The organism is Pantoea sp. Pa-EAmG (assembly GCF_030024295.1).
Taxonomy (GTDB): domain Bacteria; phylum Pseudomonadota; class Gammaproteobacteria; order Enterobacterales; family Enterobacteriaceae; genus Pantoea; species Pantoea dispersa.
This window is the reverse complement of the sequence record NZ_JASEWO010000039.1, coordinates 14,070-30,687: the sequence shown is the minus strand read 5'-3', so window position 1 is coordinate 30,687 and position 16,618 is coordinate 14,070. Positions and strand designations below refer to the sequence as shown.

The 16,618-nt window shown below is 60.8% G+C and carries 10 protein-coding genes; 2 read left to right on the top strand and 8 right to left on the bottom strand.

Annotated features, from left to right (window positions below):
* Positions 1–341 precede the first annotated feature (341 nt).
* Positions 342–1,463, top strand: a complete 1,122-nt coding sequence (locus QMM04_RS07960) for a Gfo/Idh/MocA family oxidoreductase (RefSeq protein WP_282995956.1) — start codon at positions 342–344, stop codon at positions 1,461–1,463.
* Positions 1,464–1,595: 132 nt separating this feature from the next.
* Here the strand turns inward: QMM04_RS07960 and yegS are convergent, their stop codons facing one another.
* From yegS to QMM04_RS07920, 8 genes are all read right to left on the bottom strand, one after another.
* The gene (gene yegS / locus QMM04_RS07955) at positions 1,596–2,495 is read right to left on the bottom strand and encodes a lipid kinase YegS (protein ID WP_058757280.1); all 900 of its coding nucleotides are present in this window, start codon (positions 2,493–2,495) and stop codon (positions 1,596–1,598) included.
* 229 nt (positions 2,496–2,724) lie between these two features.
* On the bottom strand, positions 2,725–4,095 hold the full coding sequence (gene yegQ / locus QMM04_RS07950) for a tRNA 5-hydroxyuridine modification protein YegQ (protein ID WP_282995955.1): 1,371 nt from the start codon (positions 4,093–4,095) through the stop codon (positions 2,725–2,727).
* A 139-nt stretch (positions 4,096–4,234) separates the two neighbouring features.
* Positions 4,235–4,942, bottom strand: coding sequence for a two-component system response regulator BaeR (gene baeR, locus QMM04_RS07945; protein WP_031280058.1), 708 nt, complete (start codon positions 4,940–4,942; stop codon positions 4,235–4,237).
* Between the two features lie 9 nt (positions 4,943–4,951).
* Positions 4,952–6,337 carry a two-component system sensor histidine kinase BaeS gene (gene baeS / locus QMM04_RS07940; RefSeq protein ID WP_058757282.1) on the bottom strand — a complete coding sequence of 462 codons (1,386 nt, stop codon included), beginning with the start codon at positions 6,335–6,337 and terminating at the stop codon, positions 4,952–4,954.
* A complete protein-coding gene (gene mdtD, locus QMM04_RS07935; RefSeq protein WP_031280060.1) occupies positions 6,334–7,740 on the bottom strand; it encodes a multidrug transporter subunit MdtD in 1,407 nt (468 codons plus the stop codon). Before mdtD ends, baeS begins: the two co-directional genes overlap by 4 nt.
* Before the next feature lie 98 nt (positions 7,741–7,838).
* A complete protein-coding gene (gene mdtC / locus QMM04_RS07930; RefSeq protein WP_021509313.1) occupies positions 7,839–10,913 on the bottom strand; it encodes a multidrug efflux RND transporter permease subunit MdtC in 3,075 nt (1,024 codons plus the stop codon).
* Positions 10,910–14,032, bottom strand: a complete 3,123-nt coding sequence (locus tag QMM04_RS07925) for an MdtB/MuxB family multidrug efflux RND transporter permease subunit (RefSeq protein WP_282995954.1) — start codon at positions 14,030–14,032, stop codon at positions 10,910–10,912. The genes mdtC and QMM04_RS07925 overlap by 4 nt, the downstream gene beginning before the upstream one ends.
* Positions 14,032–15,261, bottom strand: a complete 1,230-nt coding sequence (locus QMM04_RS07920) for an MdtA/MuxA family multidrug efflux RND transporter periplasmic adaptor subunit (protein WP_021509315.1) — start codon at positions 15,259–15,261, stop codon at positions 14,032–14,034. The genes QMM04_RS07925 and QMM04_RS07920 overlap by 1 nt, the downstream gene beginning before the upstream one ends.
* A 240-nt stretch (positions 15,262–15,501) precedes the next feature.
* On the opposite strand from QMM04_RS07920, the gene QMM04_RS07915 reads away from it, so the two are divergent.
* Entirely contained in the window at positions 15,502–16,464 is a 963-nt protein-coding gene (locus QMM04_RS07915; RefSeq protein WP_021509316.1) for an aldo/keto reductase, read from the top strand.
* Positions 16,465–16,618 lie beyond the last annotated feature (154 nt).

Here is a 16,618-nt window from a genome sequence, read left to right as displayed (position 1 = left end):
AGTCCGCCGTTCTACCGACTGAACTACAGAGGAATCGTTTGGAACGGGGCGCATATTATCGGGCAGGCTGTGGCTTGTCAAAGCTCTTTTTCACAATTTTTTCTGACTGCTGAATAAAGCGTCAATTGCCCGACGCGGGCCCGCGCGATGGCGCGAATTAGCGCCAGCACTGCGCCTGATTGTGAGAGATGTCACCAATGCTATGCAAAATTACATTCTGATTTGTCGCTTCTGTCAGATACCTCGCATGTATGATCACAGATATTTCATTTCTCCGTTGTCGCCGCCCAAAACGAAACATATATTCCGGGAAACTCATCCCCGTGAACCGCAGGTGCAGCATGAACAAAGTCAGAATCGGTATGATTGGCAGTGGATATATTGGGCGTTGTCACGCGATTGCCTATGCGCAGGCACCCACGGTGTTCGCCCTGAAGGGTGAGATTGTGCGCGAGATGCTGGCAGAGGTGAATTCGGCGCTGGCGGCGCAGCAGGCGGCGACGTTTGGCTTTGCCCGTTCGACGGGCGACTGGCGCGAGCTGGTACGCGATCCGCACATCGACGTGGTCGATATCTGCGCGCCCAATTTCCTGCACAAAGAGATGGCGCTGGAGGCGATTCGCCACGGCAAGCACGTCTACTCCGAAAAGCCACTGTCGCTCTCGGTGGCCGATGCCGAAGAGATGGTGCAGGCGGCAGAGCAGGCGGGAGTGAAAACCCTGGTAGGCTTTAACTACATGAAAAACCCCACCAGCCAGCTGGCACGGGAGATTATCGCGCGCGGTGAGATCGGCGAGGTGGTGCACTTTTACGGCACCCATAACGAAGATTATCTGGCGCGCGCGGAGACGCCGCTCGACTGGCACTGCCAGAAAGCGCTGGCCGGTCTCGGCGCGCTTGGCGATCTGGCGGCGCATATCGTCAACATGGCGCACTATCTGGTCGGTGATATTGATGAGGTGAGCGGTGACATGATGACGGTGATCAAACAGCGACCGGATCCGAAGGCGCCGTCACGTCTGCTGCCGGTGGAAAATGAAGATCAGGCCAGCGCGCTGCTGCGCTTTAAAAATGGTGCGCACGGCGTGATTGAAACCTCGCGTATCGCCTGCGGCAGCAAGATGGGGCTGACTTATGTGGTGACCGGCACCAAAGGCACGCTGCGCTACACGCAGGAGCGCATGGCTGAGCTGGAACTGTATCTGCACGACGATCCGGCCGGTCGCCAGGGCTTTAAAACCATTCTCACCGGTCCGGCGCACCCGGATTACGCCAGCTTCTGCGTCTCGGCCGGTCACGGCATCGGTTTTAACGATCAGAAAACGGTCGAGATTCGCGATCTGATCAACGGCATCGCCGCCGGCGATCGCATGTGGCCGGATTTTGCCGAAGGGCTGCAGGTGCAGAAGGTGCTGGAAGCGGTGGCGATTTCCGCCGTGGAGCGCCGCTGGATGAAGGTGTGATGCAGAGCGTCAGCCGCAGACGCACGTAACCGGTCGCCATCAATGGCGACCCTACACGGTGCGTGCAGGGATGGCGAGCCTCACAGGGTGCGCATTTATGCGCACCGGGATAATGCAGGAATTTTCCAATGATTACGCCAGCAACGCACACTGCGGTGGCAGGCGGCAGCTCAACGCACCGGGCTGCACCTCAATCACAAACTCGCTGCCGGACAACGGCTCGCCGTCGAGGTTAAAGGTCATCTCATGCGGTGAACGGATGGTCAGTGACGTCAGCTGTGCCGCGACAATGTTCGGGTTTTCATCGTCGCGCGTCAGCGAGTGCAGCAGCGTTGGCAGCAGCTCCTGAGCGGTTACGATGCTGAGATTGAGTTGTCCGTCATTGATCAGCGCTTCCGGACACAACCGCTGTCCGCCACCGGCCTGACGGCCATTGCCAATGCCAATCACCAGCGCGTCACCCTGCCAGTGAAAGCCCGGTCCGCTGATTTCGCAGCTGTCCGGCTTCAGCGCATCAACGCGCATCAGGCCATGAATAAAATAGGAAACGCCGCCCAGCGCCGATTTCAGTTTCTCCGGCGTTTCCGTAGTGATGCGTGTGCCAAAACCGCCGGTCGCCATGTTGATGAAGTAACGGTCGCCGTTCACCCGCGCCAGATCGATGGCCGTGGCTTTGCCCAGTACCGCCAGCCGCAGTGCCGCTTCCATTTCTGCCGGGATACCGGCGCTGGTAGCAAAATCGTTGGCAGTGCCAAGCGGTAAAATCCCCAGCACCGGCCGCTGCGCTGGCGGCAGGGCGGCCAGCGCGGTGGCAATCTCATTGATGGTGCCATCGCCGCCGCCAGCCACCACGGTTTCCGCCTGCAGCTGCAGCGCTTCCTGCACGTAGCGGTCACCGTCGCCTTTTTCCCAGGTCACGCGCACCGCCAGGTTAAAGCCTTCGTCGCGCAGGGTATTCACGGCGGCACGCAACTCTTCATTGCCTGCGCCTTTTCCATTCAGAATCAGCAAAGTGAGGGGTTTATTTTGCATTATCGCTTCCCTGATGAGTAAGACAGAGCTGTGGTTATAGCATAGCTGCGGCGGGAACTTTATCGGCGAACGATGAAAAAAAGAAAACCCGCACGGGGGAGCCGGGCGGGTGAATGAGGTGGTTCCTGGTACTACCTGCTGTTTGTTGTTACTCGTTAGCAGCAGGCGCGATTCTAAAGCGCGGCGAAGCGGCGGTCTGTGATCTTGTTCTAACTTCGCCGTTTTCTTTTCATTTAGTGCGATTTTTACCGTGCGGATCGTAAGTGCTGTTACCGTCGGTAAAATTGCGCAGCAGCAGCGCATAGGCCAGATCGACCCCCTCCGGCACGCTGATCCAGACGCGATGACCATCTCCCGGAGCGACTTCAACCGCGGCACCCTTGTCATTCTGCATCGCCTGCAGCGTGCAGTTGAGATTGCCGTCCGGCGTCATGATCTCCACTCTATCGCCCAGCATGAATTTGTTCTTCACCGCCACCTGCGCCCACGTACCGCGCCGCTCACCGGTAAATTCACCGACAAACTGCTGACGCTCCGAAATGGAAAAACCCTGCTCGTAGTTTTGATAGCTGTCATGGGTGTGGCGACGCAAAAAACCTTCGGTATAGCCGCGGTGCGCCAGCCCTTCCAGCGTCTCCAGCAGTGCCGGATCGAAAGGTTTGCCGGCGGCCGCATCGTCGATTGCGCGGCGGTACACCTGCGCGGTGCGCGCACAGTAGTAGAACGATTTGGTGCGGCCCTCAATTTTCAGCGAATGCACGCCCATCTGGCTCAGGCGTTCGACGTGCGCCACCGCGCGCAGATCTTTCGAGTTCATGATGTAGGTGCCGTGCTCATCTTCGAACGCGCTCATCACCTCGCCTGGCTTCATCTTCTCTTCCAGCAGGAATACCCGGTCGGTAGGCTGACCGACGCCGAGCGTCGCGGGCTGCACCGCAACCGGCTGATGGAAGCCAACAATGTTGCCGACCTCATCCTGCTGGCCTTCGGCCACGTTATATTCCCAGCGGCAGGCGTTGGTACAGGTGCCCTGATTAGGATCGCGCTTATTCAGATAGCCAGAGAGCAGGCAGCGGCCGGAGTAGGCCATGCACAGCGCGCCGTGGACAAAGATTTCGATCTCCATCTCCGGTACCTGCTGGCGAATTTCGGCGATCTCCTCCAGCGACAGCTCGCGCGACAGAATCACGCGCGTCAGCCCCATCTGCTGCCAGAACTTCACCGTGGCCCAGTTCACCGCGTTAGCCTGCACCGACAGGTGAATCGGCATCTGCGGGAAGGCGTCGCGCACCAGCATGATCAGGCCGGGATCGGACATGATCAGCGCATCCGGCTGCATCTCGATAACCGGCGTCAGATCGCGGATAAAGGTTTTCAGCTTGGCGTTGTGCGGGGCAATGTTCACCACCACGTAAAACTTCTTGCCGAGCGCGTGCGCCTCGCTGATGCCTTTGGCGAGGTTTTCATGGGTGAATTCGTTATTGCGCACGCGCAGGCTGTAGCGCGGCTGGCCGGCATACACCGCGTCGGCGCCGTAGGCAAAGGCGTAACGCATATTTTTCAGCGTGCCTGCCGGCGAAAGCAGTTCGGGTTTAAGCATGGGGCGTTCTCACTGATGTCAGGTCAGCATGCCATCACGGATGGCACGTGCAGCGGCCGCGTCAGGCGGCCCTGCAAAAGGTGGGGAATTGTAGGCAGGGCGACTCCCGATGTAAATTGACCTGGATCAATCTAAGCGGTTACAGCAGGCGGCCCACATCCGCTTCCCAGCGATATCCCATGCCGTACACGGCGCGAATAAACGGCTGTTCGGCATCAAGGTTCTCCAGCTTGCGCCGCAGGTTCTTGATGTGGCTGTCAATGGTGCGATCGGTGACCACGCGATAGTCGTCATACAGATGGTTCAGCAGTTGCTCGCGCGAAAACACTTTGCCCGGCTCCAGCGCCAGGGTTTTCAGCAGGCGGAACTCGGCGGGCGTCAGCTCCAGCGGCTGTTCGCGCCAGCTGGCCTGGAAACGCCCTTCGTCGATCAGCAGATGCGAGGCCAGCTGCGCCTCTTCTGGCGAACGTTTCACCCGGCGCAGAATGGTTTTCACCCGCGCCACCACTTCACGCGGGCTGAAGGGTTTGCAGATATAGTCGTCAGCGCCAATCTCCAGCCCGAGCAGGCGATCGATCTCTTCCGTGCGTGCGGTCACCATGATAATCGGCAGCTCGGAGAAGCGGCGAATTTCCCGACACAGCGTCAGGCCGTCACGGCCCGGCAGCATCAAATCCAGCAGCATCAGGTCCGGCGGCGTTTGCTGCACGTAACTCAGTACCGCGTTGCCATCGGCGAGGTGATGCGTGCGGTAGTTTGACGCCTGCAGATAATCAATCATCAGCTGCGCCAGTTTGGGTTCGTCTTCCACAACAAGAATCAGGGGATCGCTATTTTCCGTGCTCATAAAGGGTGTCTAGTGAGGAACATACGGCAAGTTTAGCGTGATTTTCAGCCCACCTAAATCAGAGTCGGCCGCATTAATGCTGCCGTCATGCGCCTCAACAATATTCTTGCAGATCGCCAGACCGAGCCCGGAGCCGCCGCTGGCGCGATTGCGCGAGCTTTCGGCGCGGAAGAAGCGCTCAAACAGCTGTGCCTGCTGCTGGCGCTCGACGCCCGGTGCGCTGTCGGCAAACTGCAGCTGCCACTGCTCGCCGCTGAGCTGCATACTGAGCTGCACCGTGCCACCGGCATCGGTGTAGCGCAGGCTGTTTTCCAGCAGGTTAGTAAACAGCTGCATCAGCCGGTCCGGATCGCCAAAGCTGCTGGCCTGTGCCGGTAGCATCAGGCTGAGCGTCAACCCCCGGCTGCGATAGCGTTCGCCAAAACTGCCCGCCACCACCTCCAGCAGACTGACCAGATCCACCGGCTGTTTGCGGTAGGCGAGGGCGCCCGCGTCGGAGAGCGACAGCTGGTGCAGGTCTTCCACCAGCTGGGTCAGCAGCGCGACTTCGCTCTGCAGCGAACTGATGGCGTCGGGCGTCAGCTTGCGCACGCCATCCTGCATCGCCTCCAGCTCACCGCGCAAAATCGCCAGCGGCGTACGCAGCTCATGGGAAATATCGGCCATAAAGGCGCGCCGGTTGCTCTCGTTTTTCTCCAGCGAGCGCGCCAGCTGGTTGAAGTCGCGCGCCAGCTGACCAATTTCGTCGCTGCTGCCGACCTCCACCCGGGTGGTAAATTTGCCCGCCGCCAGCTGATGGGTGCCGTCCACCAGCCGTTTCACCGGCGCCAGCAGGCCGCGCGCCAGCAGCCAGGTGACCAGTGCGGCCAGCAGCGTGGTGAGGCCGACAATCAGCCAGCTGGTCTGACGCTGCTGATGGTCAAAGTTGATATCGGTGCTGCGCGTCAGCCGCTCGGCGGGCGAGGCAATCACCCAGCCAACAATCTTGCCGTTGCTGGTGGTGATATTGCGGCGCGAGCCTTCCGGCGGCACCGGCGAGCGCGGGCCGGACAATATTTTGTACTGCTGATCGATAATCCAGAACTGGGTGCGCCAGCCGTGCGGCGGCAGCTGAGTGCCGCTGCCGGGATTCTGTTCCAGCGAGCGCAGAATGGTGAAAATCAGCCGGTCGTTGTTACGCAAAAAATCCCAGCTACCGTGCTGTTCGTATTGATCGGCCAGCGCATCGCTCAGCAGCGTCAGGCGCTGCTCATTGCCCTTTTTGATGTAATCGACAAAGCCATGCTCAAAGCTGAGGCGCACGCCCCAGTGCATGGTGATGATCACCAGCATGCAGGTGGAAAAAATCGCCATAAACAGTTTGGCGCTGATGCCGAGTTTTACCGGCTGCTTCATCCTTTTCTCCTGCCTCTCAGGTCCACGTTTTTACTCACATCGGCGGGTACGCGCCAGAACACCAGCGCCGGCAGCGCAATCACCAGCGCCATGCACAAATAGGTGTACATAAAGGTTTGATGGGTCGCGGCGCTGTCGCTCACCGCGCCATGGCCGAAAGCGCCGAGCAGCAGACCGGCCACGGTGACGCCGATACTCATCGACAGCTGCATGATCATCGACAGCAGGCTGTTACCGCTCGAGGCCAGCTCGTCCGGCAGCTCTTTCAGCGTCAGGGTATTCATGGATGAGAAGCGGATGGCATTGACCATGCCCTGCAACAGCAGCACCACGGGCAGCAGCCAGATCCAGCCGAGCAGCGCCACCACGGGAAACAGCAGCACCACCAGCGCCAGCGCCAGCGTGCCGCCCACCAGCGCGTTACGATAGCCAAACAGATTTACGATGCGCACCACCACGCGTTTGATGCCCATGTTGCCCAGCACCATCGGGATCATCATCAGCCCGGCGTGGAACGGGCTAAAGCCGAGGCCCACCTGCAGAAAAATCGGCGTCATAAACGGCAGCATGCCGCTGCCGATGCGGCCGGTGAAGCTGCCGAGCAGGCCGATGGCGTATATGCGGTTGTCAAACAGCTTCAGGCTAAACAGCGCGTTATCGTTGTTGCGACCGTGCATCAGGTAGAACAACAGGGAAAACACCCCCAGCAGAATCAGCAGGCACAGCAGCAGCGGTGAGCCGCCGGCGCTGCGCTGGCCGTCGAGCGCCAGCGTCAGCGTAGCCATGCCGACCGCCAGCAGCACAAAACCGAGGAAGTCAAAGCGTCGCGTCTGCATGGTGTAGTTCGGCATCAGCAGCAGCGTAGCAATGGCACCGATGATGCCGACCGGAATGTTAATCAGGAAGATCCAGTGCCAGCTGGCATACTCCACCAGAATGCCGCCCAGCGCCGGGCCGAGCAGCGGGCCAATCTGGCCGGGCAGGGTGACAAAGGTCATGGCCGACATGTACTGCTCACGCGGCACGATCTTCATCACCGTCAGCCGGCCGACCGGCACCATCATCGCGCCGCCGATGCCCTGGACCACGCGCGCCATCACCAGCTGGTCGAGTGAGGTGGCGAAGGCACACAGCAGCGAACCGAGGCTAAACAGCACGATGGCGCAGAAGAAGATGTTGCGCACGCCAAAGCGGTCCGCCAGCCAGCCGCTGAGCGGCAGCGTGACCGCCACGGTGAGCACGTAGGAGACAATCACCGAGTGCATATGCAGCGGGCTGACGTTGAGATCGTGGGCCATCGCCGGTATCGCGGTGTTCACGATCGTGGTATCCAGCGTCTGCATAAAAAAGCCGAAGGCCACAATCCACAGTTGCCAGCGGACAGTGGCGGTTTGTGCGTTCATGGTCATCCCGTGTTAACAGTTTCATCAGCCGCAGGTCGTGTAGCGGCGCGATTTATCGCGCGTTGAATTGCGCCGCTACGCTTAGTGCAGGTATGACGTTATGGCTCCGTTATCAACCGCGGCTGCTTTTTCCGCCGGCGCAGTTTATCCATCATCAGGTACACCACCGGTGTGGTGTACAGCGTCAGCAGCTGGCTCATCACCAGCCCACCGGCAATGGTGATGCCCAGCGGCTGGCGCAGCTCCGCGCCGTCCCCGCTGGTCAGCACCAGCGGCAGCGCACCAAACAGCGCCGCCAGCGTGGTCATCAGAATCGGGCGGAAACGCAGCTGGCACGCCTGGAAAATGGCGTCGCGCGCCGACAGATTGCCGTTGCGCTCCGCCTCCAGCGCGAAATCCACCATCATGATGGCGTTCTTTTTCACAATGCCGATCAGCAGCAGGATGCCGATCAGCGCAATCAGGCTGAACGGCGTATTAAATAGCTGCAGCGCCAGCAGCGCGCCGACGCCCGCCGAAGGCAGGGTAGAGAGAATCGTCAGGGGATGCACGTAGCTCTCATACAGAATGCCGAGCACGATATACACCGCGGCAATCGCCGCCAGCATCAGCCACAGCTGGTTCGATTGCGAATCCTGAAATACCTGCGCGGTGCCGGCAAAGCTGCCACGCACGCTGGACGGCACGCCAATCGCCGTGATGGTGCGGTCAATCGCCTCCGATGCCTGCGACAGCGAGACCCCTTCCGGCAGGTTAAACGAGATGGTCGAGGCCGCCGACAGCCCCTGATGGTTGACCGACAGCGGCGCGTTGGCCGGCTGCCATTTGGCAAACCAGCTCAGCGGAATCGCTTTGCCGTCGCTGTTGATCACGAACATCTGATCCAGCGCGCTGACATCCTGGGTATAGCGCGGATCCACCTCCATCACCACTTTGTACTGATTCAGCGGCTGGTAGATGGTGGAGATTTGCCGCTGGCCGAAGGCGTTATTCAGCAGCGCATTGGCCGCCGACACGTCGATGCCGAGGCGCGCCATGCTTTCGCGATCGTAAGTCAGCGCCATTTCGCTGCCGTTGTCCTGCTGATCCGAGTTCACATCGGCCAGCTCTGGCAGCGCGGCAAACGCCTGGCGGATTTTCGGCTCCCACTCACGTAAATCGGCGAGGTTATCCGATAGCAGGCTGTACTGGTAGCTGGCGTTCGATTCGCGTCCGCCGACGCGAATATCCTGCACCGCATTGAGGTAGAGGTTGGCACCCGGTTCTTTCGCCAGCTTCACACGCAGGCGGGCGATCACTTCCTGCGCGCTTTCGCTGCGTTCTGACAGCGGCTTGAGTGACACAAACATCGAGCCGCTGTTGGTGCGCGAGCCGCCGGTGAAGCCGGTGACGTTATCGACCGCTGGGTCAGCCTTGATGATGTTCATGAAATCCTGCAGCTTACCGCGCATCGCCTGGAACGAAATGCTCTGATCGGCGGAGATAAAGCCGTTGAGACGGCCGGTGTCCTGCTCGGGCATAAAGGTTTTCGGGATGGCGATAAACAGCCAGATGGTCAGCCCGACGGTGCCGAGCAGCAGCAACAGTACCCAGATCGCGTGGTTCAGCACCCAGCCCAGCGAGCGCGCATAGCCCTGCTGCACCGCCAGCAGCACGCGGCCAAATCCGCGCGTGCGCGGCTGGCTGCGCTTCGCCTGCGGTTTCAGCAGATACGCGCACATCATCGGCGTCAGGGTAATAGAGATAAACAGCGAGATGAGAATCGCCACCGACAGCGTGATGGCAAACTCCGAGAAGAAGCGGCCAATAATACCGCCAATCATCAGCAGCGGCAGGAACACCGCAATCAGCGACAGGCTCATCGACAGCACGGTAAAGCCCACCTCGCGCACCCCGGTGAGTGCCGCCTGCAGCGGCTTCATGCCGGCTTCGACGTGGCGCGCGATGTTCTCCAGCACAACGATGGCGTCATCCACTACAAAGCCGGTGGCGATGGTCAGCGCCATCAGCGACAGGTTATTCAGGCTGAAACCGCACAGGTACATGGCGGCGAAGGTACCAATCAGTGATACCGGTACCGCCGCCGCCGGTATCAGCGTGGCGCGGCCGTCGCGCAGGAAGAAAAACACCACCAGAATCACCAGTGCCACGGCTATTACCAGCGACTGCTCCACTTCATGCAGCGAGGCGCGGATGGTGGGCGAACGGTCCTGGGCGATTTGCAGGTCGATAGCTGCCGGGATCACCTCATGCAGCTCCGGCATTTCCGCCCGGATGCGGTCGACGGTATCGATAATGTTGGCGTCCGGCGACTTGCGCACCACCAGCAGCACCGCTGGTTTACCGTTGGTCATCCCGGCGTTGCGCACGTCCTGTACCGAATCCTGCACGTTCGCCACATCGCTCAGCCGTACCGCCGCGCCGTTGTTGTAGTGCACCACCAGCGGCTGGTAGACGCTGGCGGTTTGCAGCTCATCGTTGGTCCGCACCTGCCAGCGCTGCTGGGTATCGTCGATGGCGCCCTGCGGACGGCGCTGGTTGGCGTTGCTGATGGCGGTGCGCACCGCATCCAGCGACACGCCCTGATTAAACAGCGCCTGCGGATTGAGGTCGACGCGCACCGCCGGCAGCGAACTGCCGCCTACCGTGACATCACCGACGCCATCAATCTGCGACAGCTTCTGCGCCAGTTGCGTCGACGCGTAATCATACAGCTGACCGGGATTATAAATATCCGAGGTCATGGTGAGGATCATGATCGGCGCATCGGACGGGTTGGCTTTGCGGTAGGTTGGACGATTGGGCATGCCGGTCGGCAGCAGGCTCTGGGCGGCATTGATCGCCGCCTGCACATCGCGCGCCGCGCCGTTGATGTCGCGGTCGAAATCAAACACCAGGATGATGCGCGTGCTGCCCAGCGAGCTGGTGGAGGTCATTTCACTGACGCCGGCAATGCGGCCCAGCGAGCGCTCCAGCGGCGTGGCGACCGAGGCCGCCATGGTTTCCGGCGACGCGCCGGGCAGCGAGGCCGAGATCAGAATCACCGGGAAATCCAGCTGCGGCAGCGGCGCCACCGGCAGCAGACGGAAGCCAAGAATGCCCGCCAGCGCAATCGCCAGCGTCAGCAGCGTAGTGGCAACCGGCCGATGGATAAACAGGGCGAAAAACTTCACGACTGCGCCTCCGTGCCTTTCAGACGCCGGCGCGTGGCGTGGGCAAGGCGATCAAACAGCAGATAGATCACCGGGGTGGTAAACAGCGTCAGCACCTGGCTCAGCACCAGGCCACCGACCATGGCGATGCCGAGCGGACGACGCAGCTCCGCGCCGACGCCGGTGCTGAGCATCAGCGGCAGCGCGCCAAGCAGCGCCGCCAGCGTGGTCATCAGAATCGGCCGGAAGCGCAGCAGACAGGCCTGATAGATCGCCTCACGCGGCGCCATGCCCTGTTCACGCTCGGCGGCCAGCGCGAAGTCGATCATCATGATGGCGTTCTTCTTCACGATACCGATCAGCAAAATGATGCCGATGATGGCGATGATATCCAGCTCGTTGCCGCTCAGCATCAGCGCCAGCAGCGCGCCAACGCCGGCGGTGGGCAGCGTCGACAGAATGGTAATCGGGTGGATGAAGCTCTCATACAGCACGCCGAGCACGATATACATCGCCACTACCGCCGCGACGATCAGCCAGATGGTGCTGGTCAGCGCCGCTTCAAACGCCAGCGTGCTGCCCTGGAACTGCGTCATCATCTCTGCCGGCATGCCGACCTGATCTTCTGCCGTGGTGATCGCCTGCAGCGCATCGCCGAGCGAGTAGCCGTGCGCCACGTCAAACGAGAAGGTGGCCGACGGGAACTGGTCGAGATGATTAATGCTCAGCGCAGCGTGGCGCTCTTCGATTTGCGCGATGGCGCTGAGCGGCACGCTGCCGCCGTCGCTACTGTTCAGGCGAATCGCATCGAGACTAGCGAGACCGGGGGTTTGCGTGTTGTCCTGCTCCAGCACCACGCGATACTGATTGGCCTGGGTGTAAATCGTTGAGATCAGGCGCTGGCCAAAGGCGTTGTACAGCGCGTTATCAATGTCGGCCATGCTGATGCCGAGCCGGCTGGCGCTGTCGCGATCGACGCGCACAAAGGCTTCCAGCCCCTGATCCTGCCAGTCGCTGCTGACGTTGCGCAGTTGTGGCAGCGTATTGAGCTGTGCCAGCAGTTTCGGCACCCAGCTGCCCAGCGACTCCAGCGAACCTGACTGCAGGGTAAACTGGTACGGCGTGCGGCTCGCCTGGGTATCAATGGTCAGGTCCTGTACCGGCTGCAGCCACAGCGACACGCCGGGCAGGCGATCGATCGCCTGCTGCAGCCGCTGCTGCACTGCCGGAATACGATCGTCACGCTGGTCCAGCGGTTTCAGGTTAATTTGCAGCCGCGCGCTGTTAAGCGCCGCGTTGGTGCCATCCACGCCGACGAACGAGGTCAGGCTCTGCACCGCCGGATCTTTCATAATGATCGACGCCACGTCGCGGGTGCGCTGCGCCATACTGGCGTAAGAGACCGACTGTGGCGCCTGCAGCGTGCCCTGAATGATGCCGTTGTCCTGCTGCGGGAAGAAGCCCTTCGGAATCACCACCCACAGCAGCACCGTCAGCAGCAGTGTGCCAAGCGCCACCGACAGCGTCAGCCACGGGTGGCGCAGCACGCGCGTCAGCCAGCGGCCATAGCCGGCAATCACCTTATCGAACATCGCCTCGCTGGCGCGGGAGAAGCGGTTCTGCCTGCGCAGCGATTCGGCGCTCAGCATGCGCGCGCACATCATCGGCGTCAGCGTCAGCGAGACCACCGCCGAGATCAGAATCGCCACCGCCAGCGTCACGGCGAACTCGCGGAACAAACGGCCAATCACGTCGCCCATAAACAGCAGCGGAATCAGCACCGCGATCAGCGAGAAGGTGAGGGAGATGATGGTGAAACCAATCTCACCGGCACCTTTCAGCGCGGCGGTCATCGGCTTTTCGCCTTTTTCGATGTAGCGCGAGATGTTCTCGATTACCACGATGGCGTCATCGACCACAAAGCCGGTGGCGATGGTCAGCGCCATCAGCGTCAGGTTATTGATCGAAAAGCCAAGGAAATACATGGCGGCGAAGGTGCCGACCAGCGACAGCGGCACCGCGACCGCCGGAATAATGGTGGCCGGGACGTTGCGCAGAAACAGATAGATGATCATCACCACCAGCCCGATGGCCAGCATCAGCTCATGCTGGGTATCCGCTACCGAGGCGCGAATGTTGGTGGTGCGATCGGTGAGCAGTTTGACGTCAACCGACTTCGGCAGCGTGGCGGTCAGCGACGGCAGCAGCGCGCGGATGCTGTCAGCGGTAGCGATAATATTGGCGCCCGGCTGGCGCTGCACGTTCAGCACAATCGCCGGCTGACGGTTGGCCCAGGCGCCCAGCCAGCTGTTTTCTGCGCCCTGTTCAACCGTGGCGACGTCGCCCAGCCGCACCGGCGCGCCGTTGCTGTAGCTGACGATCAGCTTGCGGTAATCCTCCGCGGAGGTCATCTGGTCATTGGCTGACAGCGTGATGGAGCGCGTTGGGCCATCAAGACTGCCTTTCGCCGAATTGACGTTGGCGTTGCTGATGGCGGTGCGCACCGTCTCGCTGGTAAGGCCGAGGGCCGCCAGCGCCTGAGCGTTCATCTTCACCCGCACTGCCGGGCGCTGGCCGCCGGAGAGCGTGACCAGACCGACGCCGGAGACCTGGGAAATCTTCTGCGCCACCCGCGTCTCCACCATGTCCTGCACCTGCGTCAGCGGCATGCTGGTGGTGGTAACGGCCAGCGTCATGATTGGCGGATCGGCCGGATTCACTTTGCTGTACACCGGCGGATTTGGCAGATCGTTAGGCAGCAGGTTAGTGGCAGAGTTGATCGCCGCCTGCACTTCCTGTTCGGCAACGTCGAGCGCCAGCGTCAGCTGGAACTGCAGCGTAATCACCGAGGCACCGCCGGAGCTTTGCGACGCCATTTGCTTCAGACCGGACATCTGCCCGAACTGGCGCTCGAGCGGCGCGGTAATCGACGAGGTCACCACATCCGGGCTGGCGCCGGGATAGAGCGTGACGACCTGAATGGTCGGGTAATCGACTTCCGGCAGCGCGGAAACTGGCAGGAAGCGATAGCCCAGCACGCCGGCCAGCAAAATCGCGATCATCAGCAGCGTGGTGGCCACCGGGCGCAGAATAAACTGGCGTGACGGGCCGCCGCTGGCGTCGGGAGGCATCACCTGCATTATTGACGTTCTCCGCGAGCCGGTTGCGCCGCGCGCGTGCTGTGCGTGGCGGTACTCTGTGCGGCGACAATTTCCACCGTGGCGCCTTCGGTCAGACGGTCGAGACCGTCAGTGACCACGCGCTGACCGGCCTGCAGCCCGGCATCAATCACCACTTTCTGGCTATCCTGCAGCCCGGCGGTGACGCGTTTCTTACTCACTTTGTTATCGCTGTTCACCACCCAGACAAAGTGGCCGTCGTTGCTCATCTGCAGCGCGGCGGTCGGGATCACCACCGCGTTTTGCAGCGTATCGACCTTCAGCCGGGCATTAACAAACTGATTGGGAAACAGGGCGTCGTCCTGATTGCTGAAGCGCGCCTTGAGTTTAATGGTGCCGGTGGTGACATCGATCTGGTTATCAATGCTCAGCAGCGCACCCGTGGTCAGCAGGGTTTTATTGCTGCGATCCCAGGCTTCAACCGGCAGCGGCTGGCCGCTTTTCTGGGCTTTCAGGATCTGGCTGATATTGTTCTCGGCAACGCTGAACACCACGTCAATCGGGTGCGTCTGGGTGATCACCACCAGACCATTGGTATCGCCGGCGGTAATGTAGTTGCCGACATCCACCTGCTTCAGCCCGACGCGTCCGGCAATCGGCGCGGTGATGCGGCTGTAGGTCAGATTGAGCTGCGCGCTGGCCACATTGCCTTCGTCGGCTTTGATGGTGCCGAGGGTTTCACTGACCAGCGAGCGCTGGGTATCCAGCTCCTGCTGCGACACCAGCGAGGTTTTCGCCAGCTTTTCATAACGGCTGAGGTCGCGGCGCGCGTTAGCCAGCGTCGCCTGATCTTTGGCCAGCTGGCCCTGCGCCTGGGTGAGCGCTACCTGCCATGGGCGGGGATCGATTTCTGCCAGCAGCGCGCCGGCCTCCACCTGCTGACCTTCCGTGAAGTGCAGCGCCATCAGCTGGCCATCGACCCGACTGCGCACCGTAACGGTATTGGCCGCGGTGACGGTGCCAAGTCCGCTGAGGTAATAGGGCACGCTTTCGGTGGTCGCCGTTGCGGCCTGCACCGGTGCCAGCGGACGGCGTCCGCCGCTGTTGTTGCCACCGCGTCCGTGATGCGGCTGACCATCAGCCTGGTTAGCCTGTGCTGGCTCGGCCGGATGCTGCCACCAGTAGTAAGCGCCCGCCAGCGCAGCCAGTACCACCACGCTAATCAGGCCTGTTTTTAATCGTTTGTTCATTGCTCTGTGTGCTCTCCGGCGGTTTCGTTTTCCCCACATGCGCGCGCAAACGAACCGCGGCGCAAACGAAATGATTGTAGTCGCCCGGGCCGGGCAAAAATTGAAGGAATTAAGAATATCGCCCCGGGCACGCTAAGTATTCATATTCAGTAAATATTTTGGCAGCAATACGCATAAGCGTGACTTTTTCCTTTGCTAAGCTGAATGACAGACCAGTCTCGTTTCACTAAGGAGGATCACATGCGTCAACACAAAACCCGTCAGCTGGGCGACAGCGGTATCAGCGTGCCGCTGCTGACGTTTGGCGGCAACGTTTTTGGCTGGACCGTCGATGAAAAAACCTCGTTTTCACTGCTCGACGCGCTGGTGGAAAAGGGGCTGTTCTTCATTGATACCGCAGACGTTTACTCACGCTGGGCGCCGGGCAACGCCGGCGGTGAATCGGAAACCATCATCGGTAAATGGCTGAAAAAAAGCGGTAAGCGCGACAGTATCGTGCTCGCCACCAAGGTAGGCATGGAGCTGACGCCGGAGAAAACCGGGCTGAAACCGGCCTATATCCGCCAGGCCGTGGAAGATTCGCTGCGCCGCCTGCAGACGGATGTCATCGATCTCTACCAGGCGCACCGTGATGACGACAGCACGCCGCTGGTGGAGACGCTGAAAGCCTTCGACTCGCTGATCAAAGAGGGGAAAGTGCGGGCAATCGGTGCGTCCAACTACAGCGCGCAGCGCCTGCAGGAAGCGCTCGACATCAGTAAGCAGGAGGGACTGGCGCGCTATGAAACCCTGCAGCCGGAGTACAACCTGTACGATCGCCAGGAGTATGAAAGCGGACTGGAGCAGGTGGCGGTGAAAAACGGTCTCGGCGTGATTAACTACTACTCGCTGGCCAGCGGTTTCCTGAGCGGGAAATACAAAAAGCCGGAAGACGCCAGCAAAAGCGCGCGCGGCCAGGGCATTGTAGAAAAATACCTCAACGATCGCGGTAAGCGCATCATTGAAGCGCTGGAAGATGTCGCGGCCTCGCACGACGCCTCGGCTACACAGGTGGCGCTGGCGTGGCAGATTGCGCGACCGAGCATCACGGCACCGATTGTCAGTGCCACCTCGCTGCAGCAGCTGGATGAGCTGGTGAAAGCCACTGAGCTGGAGCTCAGCAAGCAGGAGATTGAAGAGCTGGCCAGCGCCAGCAAGCCGTAACGCGAAGCGGGACGCTGCGGCGTCCCGTCACGTAATAATTTTTTCGCCACGCAAAAAATGCCTTTTTCCCCCAGAAGATATCCATTCATCGATCGCTGTCACAATTGCGTTAAGTCACTGTCACCTTTGCACTCACTGCGCACAGATTTGCAAA

What these genes read in the sequence shown, in the direction of transcription:
- yegQ (WP_282995955.1), bottom strand. Translation starts at nt 4,095, where the DNA reads ATGCTTAAACCCGAACTGCTTTCGCCGGCAGGCACGCTGAAAAATATG.
- baeR (WP_031280058.1), bottom strand. Translation starts at nt 4,942, where the DNA reads ATGAGCACGGAAAATAGCGATCCCCTGATTCTTGTTGTGGAAGACGAA.
- mdtD (WP_031280060.1), bottom strand. Translation starts at nt 7,740, where the DNA reads ATGAACGCACAAACCGCCACTGTCCGCTGGCAACTGTGGATTGTGGCC.
- QMM04_RS07925 (WP_282995954.1), bottom strand. Translation starts at nt 14,032, where the DNA reads ATGCAGGTGATGCCTCCCGACGCCAGCGGCGGCCCGTCACGCCAGTTT.
- QMM04_RS07915 (WP_021509316.1), top strand. Translation starts at nt 15,502, where the DNA reads ATGCGTCAACACAAAACCCGTCAGCTGGGCGACAGCGGTATCAGCGTG.
- baeS (WP_058757282.1), bottom strand. Translation starts at nt 6,337, where the DNA reads ATGAAGCAGCCGGTAAAACTCGGCATCAGCGCCAAACTGTTTATGGCG.
- yegS (WP_058757280.1), bottom strand. Translation starts at nt 2,495, where the DNA reads ATGCAAAATAAACCCCTCACTTTGCTGATTCTGAATGGAAAAGGCGCA.
- QMM04_RS07920 (WP_021509315.1), bottom strand. Translation starts at nt 15,261, where the DNA reads ATGAACAAACGATTAAAAACAGGCCTGATTAGCGTGGTGGTACTGGCT.
- QMM04_RS07960 (WP_282995956.1), top strand. Translation starts at nt 342, where the DNA reads ATGAACAAAGTCAGAATCGGTATGATTGGCAGTGGATATATTGGGCGT.